Source organism: Aquimarina sp. KJ22-3 (assembly GCF_055808215.1).
Map to the genome: position 1 here is coordinate 890,349 of NZ_CM147859.1, position 16,798 is coordinate 907,146.

Here is a 16,798-nt window from a genome sequence, read left to right on the forward strand (position 1 = left end):
CAGATGCAAATGTAATGATTTGGATAGTTATTGTTTACGAATTCGTGTAAAGAAAATGGTTAATTTCGAAAATAATTATAGTTTCAAATAGAATGTGAACTTAAACGAAATATTATCTGCAACATCCGGTAAGTGGTAGGCTCCATATCGATAGGCAAAACTCAAACCAAAACCGGCGAATAATTTATTGATTTCAAAACCGGATTCCTGATATAGATCCTTTAAAGAAGTAAACTCAACTCCCTGATGGTTTTGAATATTGCTCACATCACCCAAGGCATATCGGGTAATAAAAACAACCTCTGGTTTAAACCAACTTGTAATTTTAACAGGTTCAATTCTGTGTTTGATCTGCAAAGTGGCAAGTCTGTCGCTAAAAAATTCACCAAAAAACATGGTCTCAAATGTTCTTCTTCCTGCCACCGAAAAACGTTGTAAAACTGTTTCTTTTGTTGGCGCATTGGGATACGCATGATACAGATGTGTTAACGGGACATCGCCAGTGGCTAAATCTCCTTCCAGTAAAATACTGGTGCTGGATTGGTTGATACGGTTGATAATGTATTCTGCCTTGATTCCTATTTTGCTATAGCTGAAATTACTATCAAATATGCCTTTAAACCCTTGGGTATATTGAGCAGTAATCTTGGGATACCCATCCTGAATTTCTTTAAGGCCCGTTGGGGTTTTCAAAAAACGACTGAAAGGGCTCCATCGCAATGCAAGAGTAGCTTCTGCGGTTTTATACCCAGAAAAAGCCGTTCCATCGTTTATAAATTGATAACCTCCTGTTTGATTAATGTTGCTTACCGAGAGTTGAGTTTCAGAAAGCAGTTTGGGGGATATTTGATGTTGCAAACTGGTGCTCCAGGTTCGGTGTTTGTAGTAGAAATCGATATTGACCAATCGAGGTTCGAATAGCGAATATACCCTGCGATCGGTAAGGTACATAAAACTTCCTACCTCTCTGATGTCGTCTGTGTAATTGACATTCAACCAGGAAGTGGTTTTTTTGTTTACCAATACTCCACCACCAACTCCAAATTTGGATTTTGAATCTCTAAATCCATATACCAGATAGCCTTCTAGTCTGAATCGATCAGACAATTTATTATTTGTTAATCCACCTACTCCTAGACGCAATCCTTCAAAATTGTTGTATTTGATAGGGTAGGTAAGATCAAAATCAAAAAAACCTACAGGATAATACCCTACATTAAAACTCTGAATAACGTTGATCCTACGTTTAATATTCTGAGCCTTGACGATACTGTCTACTACGGGGAAAGAATTAAGGTCTTTGTCAGTTATAGCACTGGTTCTATATTGATTCCAAAATTCTTCAGATCGATGATTAGCCTCTGGGTCAATTTTTATTGCTGGTAAATTTGAAGTAACGTCGTTATCACTGGTATTTAGCTTGATATTAAAAATGTCTGTCTTTGAGACTAAGAAATCATTATTTCCGGTAAAACTCTTTTTGTCGATACCAAGGCGTCCCACCGAAATTCTTCCTCCAAAAAGCGTTACTTTTTGCCTTCCGTTGCCTGGTCGAATTGTAATTTCTTTGCTAGTAGGAAACCAGCTTTCCTGTTCCTTAAAATAATTGAAATCATGCCTGGCCATTACATTAAGCTCTCCGCGAAGTTCAATAATTGCTTTTTGAACGGCTAAGGTTTTTACATCCAGGTATAATACTCCTTCCAGGCTGGCATAGTTTTTTGATTTTCTAGGCTGAAACAAAATCACGAAGGCAGGATGTTCATCCTGGGTGGTGTCGAGCACTTTGTAGTAATAATTACGCAGCGCTCTATTGGATAAAGGACCAATAAATTTATTGTTGAAAATAGTGTAATCTTCGTTGTATAACGAATTGGATTGTACTTTGATTCCAAGAACATTATAAACTGGTTCTTCAAAGCCGGTCATTCGTGTAGCTAGAACGGTTTCTTTTTCTTCTAACCCTTTTCTGAAATGATGGTTACTTACTTTTTCGGATAAAAAGGAATGGGCTTCATTAAAAATACGTTCTATATCACTTCGGGCGGTATCCTGGGTTTTCAATAAGGCTTGATTGTCTTCGGTAATCTTAAACTTATTGTAGCTTTTGTAGGAGTAATTTTGAAGTGATTTTTTGGGATCGTTTTGCTTTTTTCTTTGGATTGCTTCTTTGATGATTTTGGCGGCTACATTTTCTTGATCTTTGACATTTACCGTACCCAGATCTTCTTCTGCAGCTACCAGGCTTACCCTTACATTTTCTTTGTCTTCTGCAGTAACTTGTATGGTTTTGGGTTGATATCCCAAATAGCTTACGGTTAGCTTAACCGGGGTAGTTTTACAACGTATCACAAACTCACCATTCACCGAGGTCAGGGCGTAAGAGGCTCTTTCAGTTTTTACAGTGGCAAAAGGAAGGGGTTGCTTAGATACTTCGTCAATTACAATTCCTCTAATGCTAACTTGGGATATGACGACAAAGTGCGTAAAAAATAAAAAACAAAATAATTTACTTCGCATTATAAGGACGAGGTTCAAAAAAACGAATATACAAAAAAGCGTTTCCATATAGAAAACGCATTAAGATATTATTATCGTATATCATAAGAGTTATACGGTCATGATTTCTTTCTCTTTGTGAGATAGCATCTCGTCTATCTTCTTGATATAGGCGTCAGTAAGTTCCTGAACATCCACTTCGGTGTTCTTGGCCATATCTTCTGAAAGCCCTTCTTTTTCGAGCTTTTTGATTTCGTTATTGGCGTTTTTTCGATCATTACGAACACCAACTTTAGAATCTTCAGCTTCAGATTTGGCTTGCTTTACTAGTTCTCTACGACGCTCCTCAGTAAGCGGCGGAACATTGATAATCACACTTTCCCCGTTATTCATTGGGTTAAACCCAAGATTGGCCATCATAATCCCTTTTTCTATCTCTGGTATCAAAGATTTTTCAAAAGGTTGGATAGTAATAGTTCGTGCATCCGGAGTGGTAACATTTCCTACCTGATTAAGAGGAGTAGGAGAACCGTAATATTCTACCAAAACTCCACCCAGCATTGCAGGAGAAGCTTTTCCAGCTCTAATATTAAGTAGTTTTTTTTCTAGATGCGCTATTGCTGCTTGCATAGATTCTTTTGTTGAATCCAGAATAAAATCTATTTCTTCGTTCATAGTTCGATGCTTTTCTATTAACCAATCAAAAGTCTTACCAAAAACAACTTTGATAAGATGGTTTGTGATTTTAAAGATTTACTTGAGTACCAACTGCTTCTCCAGAAACAACCTTTAATAAATTTCCGGATTTGTTCATATCAAAAACAATAATTGGTAATTCGTTTTCTTGACTTAGTGTAAATGCAGTGGTGTCCATTACTTTTAGCCCTTTGCTTAATACGTCATCAAAAGTGATAAAATCGAATTTTGTGGCGTCTGCATTTTTCTCAGGATCCGAGGTGTATATTCCATCTACACGTGTTCCTTTTAGGATCACATCTGCATTGATTTCTATTGCTCTTAATACCGCAGCAGAGTCTGTTGTAAAATAAGGGTTACCGGTTCCTCCACCAAAAATAACAACTCTTCCTTTTTCTAGGTGACGTAATGCTCTTCGTCTAATAAAAGGTTCTGCTACTTCATTGATCTTTACTGCAGATTGTAGTCTTGTCGGGATTTCGGCATCTTCTAAGGCACTTTGTAAAGCTAAACCGTTAATAACAGTGGCTAACATTCCCATATGATCTGCCTGCACTCTGTCCATTCCTTTACTGGCTCCTGCTACACCTCTAAAAATATTACCTCCACCAATTACGATGGCTACCTGAACTCCTCTGTCTATAATTTTTTTGATTTCATCAGCGTATTCTGCCAATCGTTTGGGATCAATACCATATTGGCGTTCACCCATAAGGGCCTCGCCAGATAACTTAAGTAATATTCTTTTGTATTTCATTGCTGTTTTGAACTGTGCTGCAAATATAATGATATTATCAATTTAGAAAATACTTTGATTAATAAAGGTAAAGCTTTCTAAAATAATTCTGAAATGTTAAAGTTTGCTGGTTTCTATAAAAAAAGGGTGTTTTTCCCCTGCAATGGGTATTGATCTGTGCTGATTTATGTTATAGGTTTGCGGTAAGGAAAACAAAAAAGTGTAGGGATGAGAAATATTTTGATGTAGTCTTTAAGCTTTTTTAGGCTAATGGGGGTTAGTCTTAATAATGGGGGATAAGATCTCAGGATCTTATGAGTTAAAAGACGGAAAAGATATTTCAATAATGAAGAAGAAAAAAACCGCTTCAGATTTGAAGCGGTTTTTATTTTTATGAAGTCAAAAACTAATGACTATCCTAAAGCTACTCTTTCAAAACCAACAACGCTTACATCTCCTAATGTTTTTACATAGTCTGCAACGCTTTGCTTACCGTCTTTGATAAACGCTTGGTTTACTAGTGTGTTATCTTTAAAGAAACGTTTGATTTTACCCTTTGCAATGTTGTCAAGCATTTCTTCTGGCTTTCCTTCCTGACGTAATTGATCTTTTGCAATCTCGATTTCTTTGTCGATTACAGTTTGATCAACACCGTCCTCGTTTAATGCTACGGGGTTCATTGCAGCAGCTTGCATAGCAACGTCTTTTGCAACGGCATCAGCACCATCAGCACTTTGAGATAAACCAGTTAATACACCAATTTTGTTACCTGCATGGATATATGATCCTACAAATGGAGCTTCTAATATTCTGAAATCACCGATTTCTATTTTCTCTCCAATCACACCTGTTTGCTCAGTTAATTTGTCCTGAACAGTGATACCATTAAAGTCTTTTGCAAGTAAATCTTCTTTTGAAGAAGCAGTTAATGCTAATTCTGCAAGTTCGTGAGCCAAAGAAACGAAAGTTTCGTTTTTCCCTACGAAGTCAGTTTCGCAGTTTAGAGAAACGATTACTCCTTTATTCTTAGAGTCGTTTACTTTTGCAATAACAGCACCTTCAGTAGATTCTCTGTCAGCTCTGTTTGCAGCAACTTTTTGTCCTTTTTTTCTAAGGATTTCAATTGCTTTGTCAAAATCACCATCAGCTTCTACAAGTGCTTTTTTGCAATCCATCATTCCAGCACCTGTCGCTTTTCTTAATTTATTTACTTCTGCGGCTGTAATCTTTGCCATACCTTTAAAATTTAATGTGTAATGTGTTTTTTAAATAAACAACAAGTCGTTTAGTTATTACTGCAAAAGTAAAGAACCAAACGACTCGTCAATTTTATGTTATGGTTAAGAATAATATATGCTTAACCTGTAACTGTAAAGATTGCTAAACGATATTTTCGTTTATTCTTCTTCTTGTTTTGCAGCTTCAGCTACTACTGCAGCTTCTTCTTTTTTAGCAGGAGCTTCTTTTTTAGGCGCGTCTTTTGAAGCTTTTCTTTCGCTCAAACCTTCAACAATAGCATCCGTAACGTAGTCCATTACTTTGTTGATAGACTTAGAAGCATCATCATTTGCAGGGATTACAAAATCTACCTGACGTGGGTCAGAATTTGTATCCACCATTGCAAAAATAGGAATGTTTAATTTCTGAGCTTCTTTTACTGCGATGTGCTCGCGAGTAATATCTACAACAAATAAGGCTCCAGGTAAACGAGTCATATCAGAGATAGAACCAAGGTTCTTTTCTAATTTTGCTCTTAAACGATCTACCTGTAAACGCTCTTTTTTGGATAGTGTGTTGAAAGTACCATCTTTCTTCATTCTATCGATTGCAGCCATTTTCTTAACAGCTTTACGGATAGTTACAAAGTTGGTAAGCATTCCACCTGGCCATCTTTCAGTAATGTATGGCTGGTTTGCTTTACTTGCTTTTTCCGCAACGATTTCTTTAGCTTGTTTCTTTGTCGCAACAAAAAGAATTTTTCTGCCGGACGCTGCGATTTTCTTTAAAGCTTCAGAAGCTTCTTCGATTTTTGCAGCAGTTTTATATAGATTAATGATGTGAATCCCGTTACGCTCCATATAGATATATGGTGCCATGTTAGGATCCCATCTTCTTGTTAGGTGTCCAAAGTGTACACCTGCATCAAGTAACTCTTTTACTTCGATATTGTTTGCCATTTTTGTAATAGTTTACGTTCTGTTGAATTAGCAATGCTCAAGTGGCTATCTTTTGATATGGCCTCGTGCATTTAGATGCTAAACTAACCCTCGACAAAAACGAGGTAACAACAAATACAGTTTTATTAAATTAACGTTTAGAGAACTGGAATTTCTTACGCGCTTTCTTCTGACCGAATTTCTTACGCTCTACCATTCTAGGATCTCTGGTTAACAATCCTTCTGGTTTAAGGATTGATCTGTTTTCTTCGTCTAGTTCGCATACCGCTCTAGAGATAGCTAAACGAACTGCTTCAGCTTGACCTGTAATTCCACCACCGTAAACATTTACATTTACATCGTACTTGTCCTCGTTGCTAGTTAGCGTAAGAGGTTGGTTTACTTTGTACTGTAAAGGAGCGGTAGTAAAGTAGTCGTTAAGATCTTTTTTGTTAACCGTAATTTTTCCAGAGCCATCTTTAAGATATACTCTAGCTACAGCCGTTTTTCTACGACCAATTTTGTGAATAACTTCCATTACTTAAATTCGTTTAAGTTAACAGTTTTAGGCTGCTGAGCTTCCTGGTTGTGTTCTGCTCCAGCATATACCTTTAAATTACGGAATAAAGCAGCTCCTAATTTGTTTTTAGGTAGCATTCCTTTTACCGCTTTTTCGATTAAACGCTCTGGGTTCTTTTCGTATAACTCCTGAGCAGTAAGACTTCTTTGCCCTCCAGGATATCCTGTGTGACGGATATAAGATTTATCAGTCCACTTTTTTCCTGTTAAGTTGATTTTCTCGGCATTGGTAATGATAACATTATCACCGCAATCAACGTGTGGGGTAAAGCTAGGCTTGTGCTTTCCTCTTAGTAATATTGCAACTACAGAAGATAGACGTCCTAAAGTCTGTCCTTCAGCATCTATGTGCAACCATTCTTTATTAACGGTGCCTTGATTAGCAGATACTGTTTTGTAACTTAATGTGTCCACACTAATTAATTTTACTTATTAAACATTCCTTTTCCTATATAAAATAGGGGTGCAAATGTACGATTATATATTTATATAGCAAACCTCAGATTCAGATTATTTTTATTAGATGATACATTGGTAATCAGAGATGTGAGTAAGAATGCTATTAATGGAGTTGTTTCGGGAGGGAATACTACTGTTTTGGTGTTAATTTTTTACTAAAAAACAACAGCAGGTGTGACAAAGCTCAATTATTTCTGTCATTTTTAAGTACATCAATCAATAAACATCTAATCATCATGAAATATGTGACCCATATTTTAGTACTTTTCGTATTGGTACATTTTACCTCTTATTCACAAGATTCGACAAGTACAGTTAAGAAAAGAATTTACATTACTAAACCACTCAAGGACCGTGAGCCTCCTACAATAGACGGTCAAATAGATGACGCCAGTTGGGACATTGTAGAATGGACAGGAGATTTTATCGAAAATCAACCCGATGAAAATACGCCGCCTTCTCAACAGACCAAATTTAAAATAGTGTATGATCAAAAATACCTTTATGTAGCATATCGGTGTTTTGATACCGAGCCTGATAAAATTGAAAAACGACTATCTCGACGAGATGGTTTTGCAGGAGATTGGGTAGAAATCAATTTGGATACCTACCATGATAAACGAACTGGTTTTTCATTCACCATTACGGCATCAGGTGTAAAAGGAGATGAGTTTATTTCTCAAAACGGGAATAATTGGGATGGCAGTTGGAATCCCATTTGGTATACGGCTACGCAAATCGATGACGAAGGATGGACTGCCGAAGTAAAAATCCCACTAAGTCAGGTAAAGTTTGGTAAGAGTAAAGAGCAAATCTGGGGACTTCAAGTTAATCGTCGTTTTTTTAGAAACGAGGAGCGTTCGGTTTGGCAACGAATTCCGCAAGATGCTCCGGGTTGGGTAAGTGAGTTTGGAGAACTACATGGGCTGATCGATATCGAACCGCAAAAACAATTAGAAATTCAGCCTTTTGCCGTAACACAGTTTGATACCTTTCCGGCAGAAGAGGGAAATCCGTTTAGGGATGGAGAAGAATTTAAATTAAATGGCGGGCTTGATGCCAAAATTGGAATCACCAATGATCTTACCTTGGACTTGACTGTAAATCCTGATTTCGGACAAGTAGAAGCGGATCCTGCAGCTATTGCGCTCGATGGATTTCAGATCTTCTTCAGAGAACAACGCCCCTTTTTTGTGGAGAACAAAAATATATTTGACTATCGTTTTGCCAATGGATTTGATAACGTCTTTTATTCCCGAAGAATCGGAAGAAATCCTCAGGGATCTATAAACCAACTGGATGGTGAATTTATAGATAGGCCTACTAATACCACTATTCTTGGTGCAGCTAAGTTTAGTGGGAAAACTAAAAATGGATGGTCTATTGGGGTATTAGAAAGTATCACCGAAAGAGAGATTGCCACCATCCAAGATGAGGATGGAAATAGAAGAGAAGCTGTAGTGGAACCTCTTACCAATTATTTTGTAGGACGGGTTCAAAAAGATTTCAATGAACGCAATACATTTATCGGTGGAATTTTTACGGCTACGAATCGGGATTTGGGAGATCCTTTCGAAATAGATAGTGATGATCCTAATACAGATGAGACTTCTGAGTTGGTGGGTACAAGAGAAAATAATCTGAACGCCCTTCGAAAATCTGCTTACTCCGGGGGTGTAGATTTTAGGCATAACTGGAAAGATAGAAAATATTATATAGAAGGAAATATGGTGCTTAGTCATGTTGAAGGATCTAAAGAGGCAATTGAAGCAACACAGCAAGAGCTTACGCATAACTTTCAACGACCAGATGCGGGGCATGTAGAGGTTGATCCAAATAGAACTTCGTTAACAGGTACTGGAGGTAAACTAGTAGGAGGGAAATCTGGTGGTGGACGTTGGAGATATAATGCGGGGATTTTTTGGAGATCACCAGAATTAGAACTTAATGATATTGGATTTTTGAGACAGGCAGACGAAATTCGTCAGTTTGCGAATGTTCGATATTTGTTTTTGAAACCTACAAAGTTGTATCGAAGGGCAAATATTTTTGCCGAACAGTTTTCAACTTTTGATTTTGATGGAAACTACAATCGTATCCAATATTTTATTCGAGGTGAAATAAATTACATTAATAACTGGTGGACCGAAGCTGGATTTGGACATAAACCAAGGATTTTTTCAAATACTATTTTACAAGGAGGGCCAAGATGGCGCTTCTCTGAAGAAAACTTCGCTTTTCTGTTTTTTGGCTCGGATAGAAGGAAAAAGTTTAGCTTCACGTTGGGGTATGATGGGTCGAGAGCTAAACAGAACAACTTCTCTTTTAATCGATATGTTGTGCGACTCAATTATCAACCGTTTAATGCGTTGAGCTTATCTCTTAATCCACAGTTCAGGCAAAACCCTAATAAAACGCAGTATGTGACCGAGGTCGATTTTGGTGGAACTCCTAGATATATCACGGCAAATATTGATCAACAAACCTTAAGCGCCAGTATTCGGGTAAATTATAACATCAATCCAAATTTAACGATACAATATTATGGTGAGCCTTTTATTTCGAGAGGAAAGTATACAGACTTTAACTTTGTTAATAATCCTGTTGCCAAAGACCTTGCTGAACGAGTTACATTGTATGATCAGGATCAGATCTCTTTTGCCGATGATGAATATTCGATAGACGAAAACAGAGATGGTGATGTGGATTATACTTTTGGTAATCCTGATTTTGCTTTTGTACAGTTTCGTTCTAACTTGGTGCTAAGATGGGAGTATATACCGGGGTCTGAAATATTTTTGGTTTGGTCTCAGGGAGTAACAGGAAGTGGAGACCCGGGGGAGCATCTTTTTCGTAATTTAAACAATCAAATTCTAGATAAACAACCTGAAAATACATTTTTGATTAAAGCGACGTATAGGTTTGTGCTTTAAGTTTTTTAAAAAGCATTTTTAAAACATATATTGCGGCACTCTAGATTGTTGCAATATGAAATACTTTTACATTCTTCTGTTGGTTGGTATCATGTCTTGTAATACTTCAAAGCCAACAGAAGAAAAAATAATACCCGATCCCAAACCTCAAATTTCAGAAAAGGAATCATTATCATTTTTTTTGGAGCATTATGAAAAGTTCTTTGCTACCAACTTTAATGTTTCAGAATGTCCAGGGGCAGCGGTTGTTATAGTTAAAGACTCTACAGTAATCTATAAGAAAGGATTTGGTGTAAAAGAGATTCATACGCAAGATTCCGTTGGGGTCAATACTGTTTTTAGAATAGCAAGTCTTTCCAAAGGAGTAACTGCAGTTCTTGCCGGTAACCTAGCAGATCGTAATGAAATTTCCTGGGATCAAAACATCAAAGAAACAGTTGTGTCATTTGATCTTAGAGATCGGGAACAGGCCAAAAGATTAAATGTAAACCATGTGTTGTCACATACTACAGGTTTGTATCCATATACCTATACCAGGTTGATTCAGCAAGGAATGAATCTGGATCAAATCATTAAAAATTTCAAGAGAAAAGGAGTGGTTGCTCGCGAAGGTGTAGAATATGAATATCAAAATGCGATGTTTTCTGTTATCGAGAAGGTAATGGAGCAAAACACAGGGGTGCAATTTGAGACACTGATGAAAGATCGTATTTTTAATCCAGCGGGAATGAATACGGCATCAAGCAGTTTTGCGGCTATCAAAAACAATCCCGATGTAGCTTTACCGCATAGTTACAATCATTATTCAAAAAAATATCGATTAGATAATCTACATAAGAACTACTACAACGTAGCCGCGGCAGGAGGGATAAATGCCTCGATATCTGATATGGGGGAGTATCTAAAGGTCTTGTTGGGGTATCGTCCGGATGTGATTTCAAAAGACAAGCTTACAGAGATTTTTAATCCTGTGATCTGTACTAGCGATAAAGACACCTATGTAAACCTATGGGAAGGAGTTACCGATTCGTATTATGCTATGGGTTGGAGGATTCTGGATTATCACAACAGGAGAGTCATCTATCATGGGGGTAATGTGAATCAGTACAAAACCCAAATAATGGTAGATCCCGAAAACAACATAGGAATCTGTGTGTTGTTTAATGGACCAAATCCATTTAACGGTCCGGTGATTCCTACTTTTCTAAATTACTATGAGTTCTATCTTGATCTGAGAAATAAGTAAATCCTTATGAGAGCCAATTACCCTCATAAGGATTTCATAATGATATTGCTTTAGACAAAGATTTTACAATTTAAAATAGTATTAATTGGGATCTGCATTTCCAATGTTTTCTAAAACGATAATATCTACTTCTCCAGAAATTTTGATATCATTGCCGGTTTCATTGTTTTCTCCCGACACATCAAATGAGAAGGAGAATGTAAGTTGATTTGTTTCATCATTAAAATTAAAGTTCTCGATACTTAAATTTTCTATTGCCCCTCCTTCAAAATTATCATTTAGCTGTAGTATTCTGTTGTCATCAAAGATGATATTGTAATTATCAAAATTTAGTAAAAAATCAAAGGATTCATTTTGGCTTCCAGAATTGATAGCTTTTAGTTTAAAACTAACAGAAGAACCTTGGAGATTACTTTCTGGAGGTCCCAAAAATCTAATTATGGAAAAGGCTATGCTAGGTTCACTTGGATTTGTCGTAAATGAATTAAATTCTCTTAATGAATTAGCGTCGACTGCTGTAAATTTGAAAATGTTAGTGTCTGTAAATGCAGCATTATTATCTGGCCTTATCCCGGTATAATTGATAGTAATGTCTCCAAATGCTAATAATTCATCGAAACCAACACCATTCTGTCCATCCTGTCCATTCTGTCCATCCTGTCCATTTTGTCCATCTTGTCCATTTTGTCCGTCGATTCCATCAATACCGTCGATTCCATCAATTCCATCAGGTCCGGGTAGTCCATCTTCCCCTTCGCAGTTGGTAAAGAAGAATCCTACACTTAGTATTAAAAATAGCTTGAAAATATGATTTGTATTTTTCATTATGTTTATTGTGATTTTTAAAGAACGTTCATTTTGTTGGAGCATCCTATCTATTAAGTTTGAAACGTTGTTGTACACTTGGGATGCTGTTCTTTTTTTTAATAATTAGTTTATCTTAGATCATTAAGCGGGTCTTCGGTAACTTGTAGTACATTTACATCCACTTCTCCCGAAATAGAAAGATCATTTTGAGTGGTGTTAAATTCTCCTGATATATCTAAATTGTAAGAAAATTTCAGGTTTTTTGTTTCGAGATTAAAGTCAAAATTTGTGACACTAATATTGGAAAATGCAGTTTCAGTAAAAATGTTAAAATTTTCTACTTCAAAAATGGTTAGATCTGCAGAAATTACTGCATAATTTTGAATTAGTATTTTTAATTCAAATTCCTGATTTGGTGTTCCTGGAGCGTTTACATCTAGTATCATACTTATTATTGGCTGATCGATATTAGGAGCACTTAGTGATCGTCCCAATACAAATCGAAAACCTGTATCTGTCTCAAAAACCGAACTGGCATTGGGTAAAATATTTGGAGATATAGGAGTGAATTTAAACAGATTGTTATCGGTAAAAGGAATATTGTCGGGTCGAGTGCCTTCTAGAAAAAGACTGATAGCCCCAAATTGGGTCAACTCTTCAAACCCTTGACCATCGGTTCCATCAACTCCATCAATTCCATCAACTCCGTCAACTCCGTCAATACCATCGACCCCGTCAATGCCATTTTGCCCTGCAGGCCCTTGTGCTCCATCTTCAACTTCGCAACTGGTAATTAATAGTCCAAAAGAGCAGATTAAAAAGCCTTTGAATATATATTTAATTTTTTTCATTGTTATTTTTCTTTAATAATTATTTTATCTAATAGGTCTTATTTCTTCCAAAACAAATACATCTGCAGTTCCAGAAACTACAAGAGGATTGTTAGTAAAATTGTCCTCTTCGTTGACAGTGAATGAGAATGAGAAAATCAAATGATTGGTTTCAGAATTAAAATTAAAGTCAGAAATGTTTAGGTTGAATATTTCAGATTCATTGCTGTCAAACACGATCCCCAAAAAAGTAGCATCGTCAAAAAAGATGGCAATATCATCTACTTTGATCTGAAAATTCTCGAAGTTTGGAATCGTTGCATCGGGATCTATAACATCCATTATGATTCTCACAGAAGACTTTTGTGCAAATTCATCTGTTGTGCTTAAGAATCGTTTTGTGTTAAAACGTAAACCAGTCGCTAGAGGTATTACCGAATTTGCGACAGGGATTTCTTCAGGGTCAATAAATTTGAAAACTTCAGTGTCTGTAAAAGGGGTGTCATTAGGTAGGATTCCTTCTATAGTAAGTGTAAGGCTTCCAAATCTTGCGAGCTCATCAAAGCCTACGCCGTTTTCACCGTCTTCGCCATCTTGACCATTCTGGCCGTCCTGGCCATCAATGCCATTTTGCCCATCAATACCGTCGATACCATCTGCCCCTGGAGGACCGATCTCACCATCTTCACAGTTTACTAATACTAGCCCCAATACGAATAGTAGTGCTATTCTAAAAAATAAATTTTTCATTTTTTTGTTTTTAAAATGTTTGTTTTTGATGGCTTCAAATAACAGACTACCAGAGGTTTTAATAGCTATAAAGATTTGTAAAGAGGAAAAAATAGGATTGAAAGGGAAAAAAAGGGATAAAGATGAGAGTAAATCTGGATAGAAAAAATAACAGCAACATGAAACAAATTTGAGTGTTACATTGAGCTTGAAAAAAGAAGTATTATTACTCCTAATTTGAGGTACTCAGTTGTTTTCAACTTTCAGTTACTCGTTTAAACCATGTTAGTAAGAACAAAAAAATAGCAACCGATAAGAACTTCCAGTTGCTATTTTTTAAAGAGTGTGTGTTCGTGAAACAATAAGCTTCTTTATTTTGGGTCTTCTATTTTGGATCCAGCATCTTTTTGCGCTAGTAGCTTTTTCTGATATCTCCCTTGTACAATATCGATTAGTACAAGGACAACAATTACAAAGTAGAAGGTTGTTTTACTCATTGGTGTAATAGGATTGCCAAACAAATATAGATGCGCCAGGTGGCCACCTTCGGACAATAGCATGATTCCTACAATCAAAAGAATAAAAAGCCCTAGTACTTCATACATTCTGTTTTTCTGAAGGAAATTCGAAACTTTATCAGCCAATACGATCATTAGGATACCTCCTAATATGATGGCAATCGACATTAGTATCAATTGGGGTACATATTCCATATGGCTGGTTAACGCCATAGCACTTAGGATAGAATCGAATGAAAAAACCAAATTCATGATTACAATCCAAAAGATTACCGTATTGATAGAACCTTTACGTACATCTTTTTGTGCAACTTCATGTTCATTCAGTAACATCATATGCCAAATCTCTTTAACCGCTGTGTAGATGATAAAAATACCACCACCAAGTACAATAAGTCCATGAACATTAAGCTCGAACTCAAAAATGCCATTATCCCGCAAACTGGCAAAAGGATTCTGGAAGTATTGGATCAAAGACATTAAAGCAAAAAGTAATACAATACGAAGTACAATGGCTAATCCTACACCTATTCTTCGAACAAAGCTTTGTTTTTCTGCAGGTGCCTTTTTTGATTCTAAAGAGATGTACAATAAATTATCAAAACCGAGAACCGCCTGCAATAATACAAGCATCAAAAGTGTAAAAAGGCTATCAAGTGTGAAAAGTTGTTCCATAAAAGTATGTATTGGTTATTTTGCTCACGCAATTATAAATATAAAAATTGTATCTGGTTAAGATGCATTTAATTATTTGTTTGATTTTGGTTTAGGTGTTTTGTTTTATCGAAGAAGTACAAACTTCCTATTTTTGGAAAATCTTAAATTTTTGTTAATTTCGCCCAAAATTGATAAAAGTATGAGAAAAATTATTGGATTATTTTTGCTTGCGGCCTTGGTATATGGGTGCGATTCTGATGCCCTTAATGAAGATCCCAGATTGTGGATTCAGATTCCTGAAATCCCTTTGGATGTGGCGGGTAACTATAGTTTTACAGATATTAACATCAAGTTATATCGTACACAAGAGGATTTTGTTAATGAAGCAAATCCTGTATTTGTCGGGAGATTTGACAATGCTGGTGTAATAGAAATTACTCAAGGGCTTGAAAGAGAAGTGCCTTATTTTGTAGATATATATACAGAAGATAATGTATTGAGTAATTGGGATTTTGGTAATTCGGTTAATGATCGATTTAGTGATGTGCGATATTTAAGTAATGAATTATCTGCAATCCCTGCAGAAGTTTATTTGAGTGTGAATACGAAAATATTTCTGGGAGAATGGCAGTTTGTGGGCTATGATGAACAGTTTAATAGTTACGGACCTCATGATAGAACCGAGAGGACATCTCTTGTTATTCGTAGAGATTTTACAGCGGTTTCTACCGAGACTTTTGGGGATAGAACTTTTACCGTTAATTATGATGTTATTCGTCTTTTTGGTTCATCTACTGTTAATGATGGGGGTCAGTGTTCTTTGGTGTATAGTGAAACATTACCATCTGAAGAAGGATACCCTTACATTCAAGTTGCTGAAAGCACCATTGCTTTAAATATTGAGCCACGTATAACAGTAAGGCCTGAAACTAATGGTAGACTATTGGAGTTTCATGACTATGCCGATGAGTATGTTTTGTATGCGAAATAGGGAGGTAAAATCCTATTTTTGATTTTTATAACGAAGTTTTTTGGTTTAGTAAGCTTTCTTAGTTATTGTTTAGAGCCAGATCTAAATTCAATATACAAGCCCTGTCTAAAAAAATAGATAGGGCTTTTGCAATCTGTTTAAGGTGTGTTTAGTTTCTGGATTTAAAGGTTTTTACAATTAAAGTTATTAGCATCTATGCCCATGGTGATTGCTTATAAGAAATATTCCCATTGTAGCTTATAACAAAATTCAAAATGCCGGTTTCTTAGGTGTGTTGGCATGGTAGTTGGTAATGTTCGGGGGTAAACAAACAAATCAATTTTATAAACTATGAAAAACTTATTTTTTTACATTATGTGTTTAGGGGCGCTATTAGCATCATGTTCTAATGACGATGATTCTGGTGGTTTTGCAGCGGTTACTTATCAGTTAGTCGAAGTAAATACAGATAACCCGATCGACGTTAACGGAGACAATGTTGCCAACAGAAACGAACTGCTACAAACCGATTGTTATGGTAACTCTCGTATTGTATTAGAAAGTCTTACAGGTGGATACAATTTCACTAGCGAATTTGGGTATTTGGATACTGCATCTGAGTTGAGAACTACCTGTGGGGGTGAAACTGAAAATGGTTCTTACCAATTATCTGATACCACTTTGGTGATAATTTATGAAGATGGGAGCAGCCAAACTTTTCAGGTAGATGGGGATAAATTACTGGTTTCAGATGAATGGACCCTTTTTGATGGAGATTTAACTAAAAAAGTAGAATTGGTATATCAGAGACAATAGTGGGGCGAATACTATCCTGAGATACTATTGATATAGATCAAGACCGTCTTAATTTTGTTAAGACGGTCTTTTGATTTTTATTTTAGAGTATCGATATGATTTTAAGGTTAATAACTTTAATACAAAATCTTGGATTTGAACCCTCATTAAACATAGGTTTTTCTTTA

At 36.2% G+C, this 16,798-nt stretch carries 15 protein-coding genes; 4 read left to right on the forward strand and 11 right to left on the reverse strand.

The window, feature by feature from the left end; genetic code table 11:
- Positions 1-75 precede the first annotated feature (75 nt).
- The 7 genes from AC0L3Q_RS03725 to rplM form a co-directional block, all read right to left on the reverse strand.
- Positions 76-2,520 (reverse strand): DUF5686 family protein, encoded by a 2,445-nt coding sequence (locus tag AC0L3Q_RS03725; RefSeq protein WP_473285251.1) that lies wholly within the window; start codon positions 2,518-2,520, stop codon positions 76-78.
- 90 nt (positions 2,521-2,610) lie between these two features.
- Positions 2,611-3,174 (reverse strand): ribosome recycling factor, encoded by a 564-nt coding sequence (gene frr / locus AC0L3Q_RS03730; protein ID WP_073315672.1) that lies wholly within the window; start codon positions 3,172-3,174, stop codon positions 2,611-2,613.
- A 70-nt stretch (positions 3,175-3,244) separates the two neighbouring features.
- The gene (pyrH, locus tag AC0L3Q_RS03735) at positions 3,245-3,952 is read right to left on the reverse strand and encodes a UMP kinase (RefSeq protein ID WP_073315671.1); all 708 of its coding nucleotides are present in this window, start codon (positions 3,950-3,952) and stop codon (positions 3,245-3,247) included.
- 392 nt (positions 3,953-4,344) lie between these two features.
- Complete coding sequence (tsf, locus tag AC0L3Q_RS03740; RefSeq protein ID WP_473285253.1) at positions 4,345-5,166, reverse strand: translation elongation factor Ts; 822 nt, start codon at positions 5,164-5,166, stop codon at positions 4,345-4,347.
- A gap of 162 nt (positions 5,167-5,328) precedes the next feature.
- Complete coding sequence (rpsB, locus tag AC0L3Q_RS03745) at positions 5,329-6,108, reverse strand: 30S ribosomal protein S2 (RefSeq protein WP_473285255.1); 780 nt, start codon at positions 6,106-6,108, stop codon at positions 5,329-5,331.
- A gap of 130 nt (positions 6,109-6,238) precedes the next feature.
- Positions 6,239-6,625 (reverse strand): 30S ribosomal protein S9, encoded by a 387-nt coding sequence (gene rpsI, locus AC0L3Q_RS03750; RefSeq protein WP_473285256.1) that lies wholly within the window; start codon positions 6,623-6,625, stop codon positions 6,239-6,241.
- Positions 6,625-7,080 carry a 50S ribosomal protein L13 gene (gene rplM / locus AC0L3Q_RS03755; RefSeq protein ID WP_473285258.1) on the reverse strand — a complete coding sequence of 152 codons (456 nt, stop codon included), beginning with the start codon at positions 7,078-7,080 and terminating at the stop codon, positions 6,625-6,627. The genes rpsI and rplM overlap by 1 nt, the downstream gene beginning before the upstream one ends.
- Before the next feature lie 281 nt (positions 7,081-7,361).
- Between rplM and AC0L3Q_RS03760 the strand changes: the two genes are divergently transcribed.
- Complete coding sequence (locus tag AC0L3Q_RS03760) at positions 7,362-10,058, forward strand: DUF5916 domain-containing protein (RefSeq protein WP_473285260.1); 2,697 nt, start codon at positions 7,362-7,364, stop codon at positions 10,056-10,058.
- A gap of 55 nt (positions 10,059-10,113) precedes the next feature.
- The gene (locus AC0L3Q_RS03765; protein WP_473285262.1) at positions 10,114-11,304 is read left to right on the forward strand and encodes a serine hydrolase domain-containing protein; all 1,191 of its coding nucleotides are present in this window, start codon (positions 10,114-10,116) and stop codon (positions 11,302-11,304) included.
- An 81-nt stretch (positions 11,305-11,385) separates the two neighbouring features.
- On the opposite strand, the gene AC0L3Q_RS03770 is transcribed toward AC0L3Q_RS03765, so the two are convergent.
- The 4 genes from AC0L3Q_RS03770 to AC0L3Q_RS03785 all read right to left on the reverse strand — a co-directional run bounded on the left by AC0L3Q_RS03770 (position 11,386) and on the right by AC0L3Q_RS03785 (position 14,863).
- Complete coding sequence (locus tag AC0L3Q_RS03770; RefSeq protein WP_473285264.1) at positions 11,386-12,129, reverse strand: hypothetical protein; 744 nt, start codon at positions 12,127-12,129, stop codon at positions 11,386-11,388.
- A 110-nt stretch (positions 12,130-12,239) separates the two neighbouring features.
- Positions 12,240-12,962 (reverse strand): hypothetical protein, encoded by a 723-nt coding sequence (locus AC0L3Q_RS03775; RefSeq protein WP_473285266.1) that lies wholly within the window; start codon positions 12,960-12,962, stop codon positions 12,240-12,242.
- A gap of 24 nt (positions 12,963-12,986) precedes the next feature.
- Entirely contained in the window at positions 12,987-13,691 is a 705-nt protein-coding gene (locus AC0L3Q_RS03780; RefSeq protein ID WP_473285268.1) for a hypothetical protein, read from the reverse strand.
- Positions 13,692-14,041: 350 nt separating this feature from the next.
- Positions 14,042-14,863, reverse strand: a complete 822-nt coding sequence (locus AC0L3Q_RS03785) for a TerC family protein (protein ID WP_473285270.1) — start codon at positions 14,861-14,863, stop codon at positions 14,042-14,044.
- A 181-nt stretch (positions 14,864-15,044) separates the two neighbouring features.
- Here AC0L3Q_RS03785 and AC0L3Q_RS03790 point away from each other — a divergent pair, with 181 nt between their 5' ends.
- Both AC0L3Q_RS03790 and AC0L3Q_RS03795 read left to right on the forward strand, forming a co-directional pair.
- Positions 15,045-15,836: a hypothetical protein gene (locus AC0L3Q_RS03790; protein ID WP_473285272.1), complete on the forward strand. Its 792-nt coding sequence runs from the start codon at positions 15,045-15,047 to the stop codon at positions 15,834-15,836.
- Between the two features lie 330 nt (positions 15,837-16,166).
- Positions 16,167-16,631, forward strand: a complete 465-nt coding sequence (locus tag AC0L3Q_RS03795) for a hypothetical protein (protein WP_473285274.1) — start codon at positions 16,167-16,169, stop codon at positions 16,629-16,631.
- Positions 16,632-16,798: the final 167 nt, after the last annotated feature.

What these genes read in the sequence shown, in the direction of transcription:
- AC0L3Q_RS03725 (WP_473285251.1), bottom strand. Translation starts at nt 2,520, where the DNA reads ATGCGAAGTAAATTATTTTGTTTTTTATTTTTTACGCACTTTGTCGTC.
- AC0L3Q_RS03785 (WP_473285270.1), bottom strand. Translation starts at nt 14,863, where the DNA reads ATGGAACAACTTTTCACACTTGATAGCCTTTTTACACTTTTGATGCTT.
- rpsI (WP_473285256.1), bottom strand. Translation starts at nt 6,625, where the DNA reads ATGGAAGTTATTCACAAAATTGGTCGTAGAAAAACGGCTGTAGCTAGA.
- rpsB (WP_473285255.1), bottom strand. Translation starts at nt 6,108, where the DNA reads ATGGCAAACAATATCGAAGTAAAAGAGTTACTTGATGCAGGTGTACAC.
- AC0L3Q_RS03780 (WP_473285268.1), bottom strand. Translation starts at nt 13,691, where the DNA reads ATGAAAAATTTATTTTTTAGAATAGCACTACTATTCGTATTGGGGCTA.
- AC0L3Q_RS03765 (WP_473285262.1), top strand. Translation starts at nt 10,114, where the DNA reads ATGAAATACTTTTACATTCTTCTGTTGGTTGGTATCATGTCTTGTAAT.
- pyrH (WP_073315671.1), bottom strand. Translation starts at nt 3,952, where the DNA reads ATGAAATACAAAAGAATATTACTTAAGTTATCTGGCGAGGCCCTTATG.
- tsf (WP_473285253.1), bottom strand. Translation starts at nt 5,166, where the DNA reads ATGGCAAAGATTACAGCCGCAGAAGTAAATAAATTAAGAAAAGCGACA.
- AC0L3Q_RS03795 (WP_473285274.1), top strand. Translation starts at nt 16,167, where the DNA reads ATGAAAAACTTATTTTTTTACATTATGTGTTTAGGGGCGCTATTAGCA.
- frr (WP_073315672.1), bottom strand. Translation starts at nt 3,174, where the DNA reads ATGAACGAAGAAATAGATTTTATTCTGGATTCAACAAAAGAATCTATG.
- AC0L3Q_RS03760 (WP_473285260.1), top strand. Translation starts at nt 7,362, where the DNA reads ATGAAATATGTGACCCATATTTTAGTACTTTTCGTATTGGTACATTTT.
- AC0L3Q_RS03775 (WP_473285266.1), bottom strand. Translation starts at nt 12,962, where the DNA reads ATGAAAAAAATTAAATATATATTCAAAGGCTTTTTAATCTGCTCTTTT.
- AC0L3Q_RS03790 (WP_473285272.1), top strand. Translation starts at nt 15,045, where the DNA reads ATGAGAAAAATTATTGGATTATTTTTGCTTGCGGCCTTGGTATATGGG.
- AC0L3Q_RS03770 (WP_473285264.1), bottom strand. Translation starts at nt 12,129, where the DNA reads ATGAAAAATACAAATCATATTTTCAAGCTATTTTTAATACTAAGTGTA.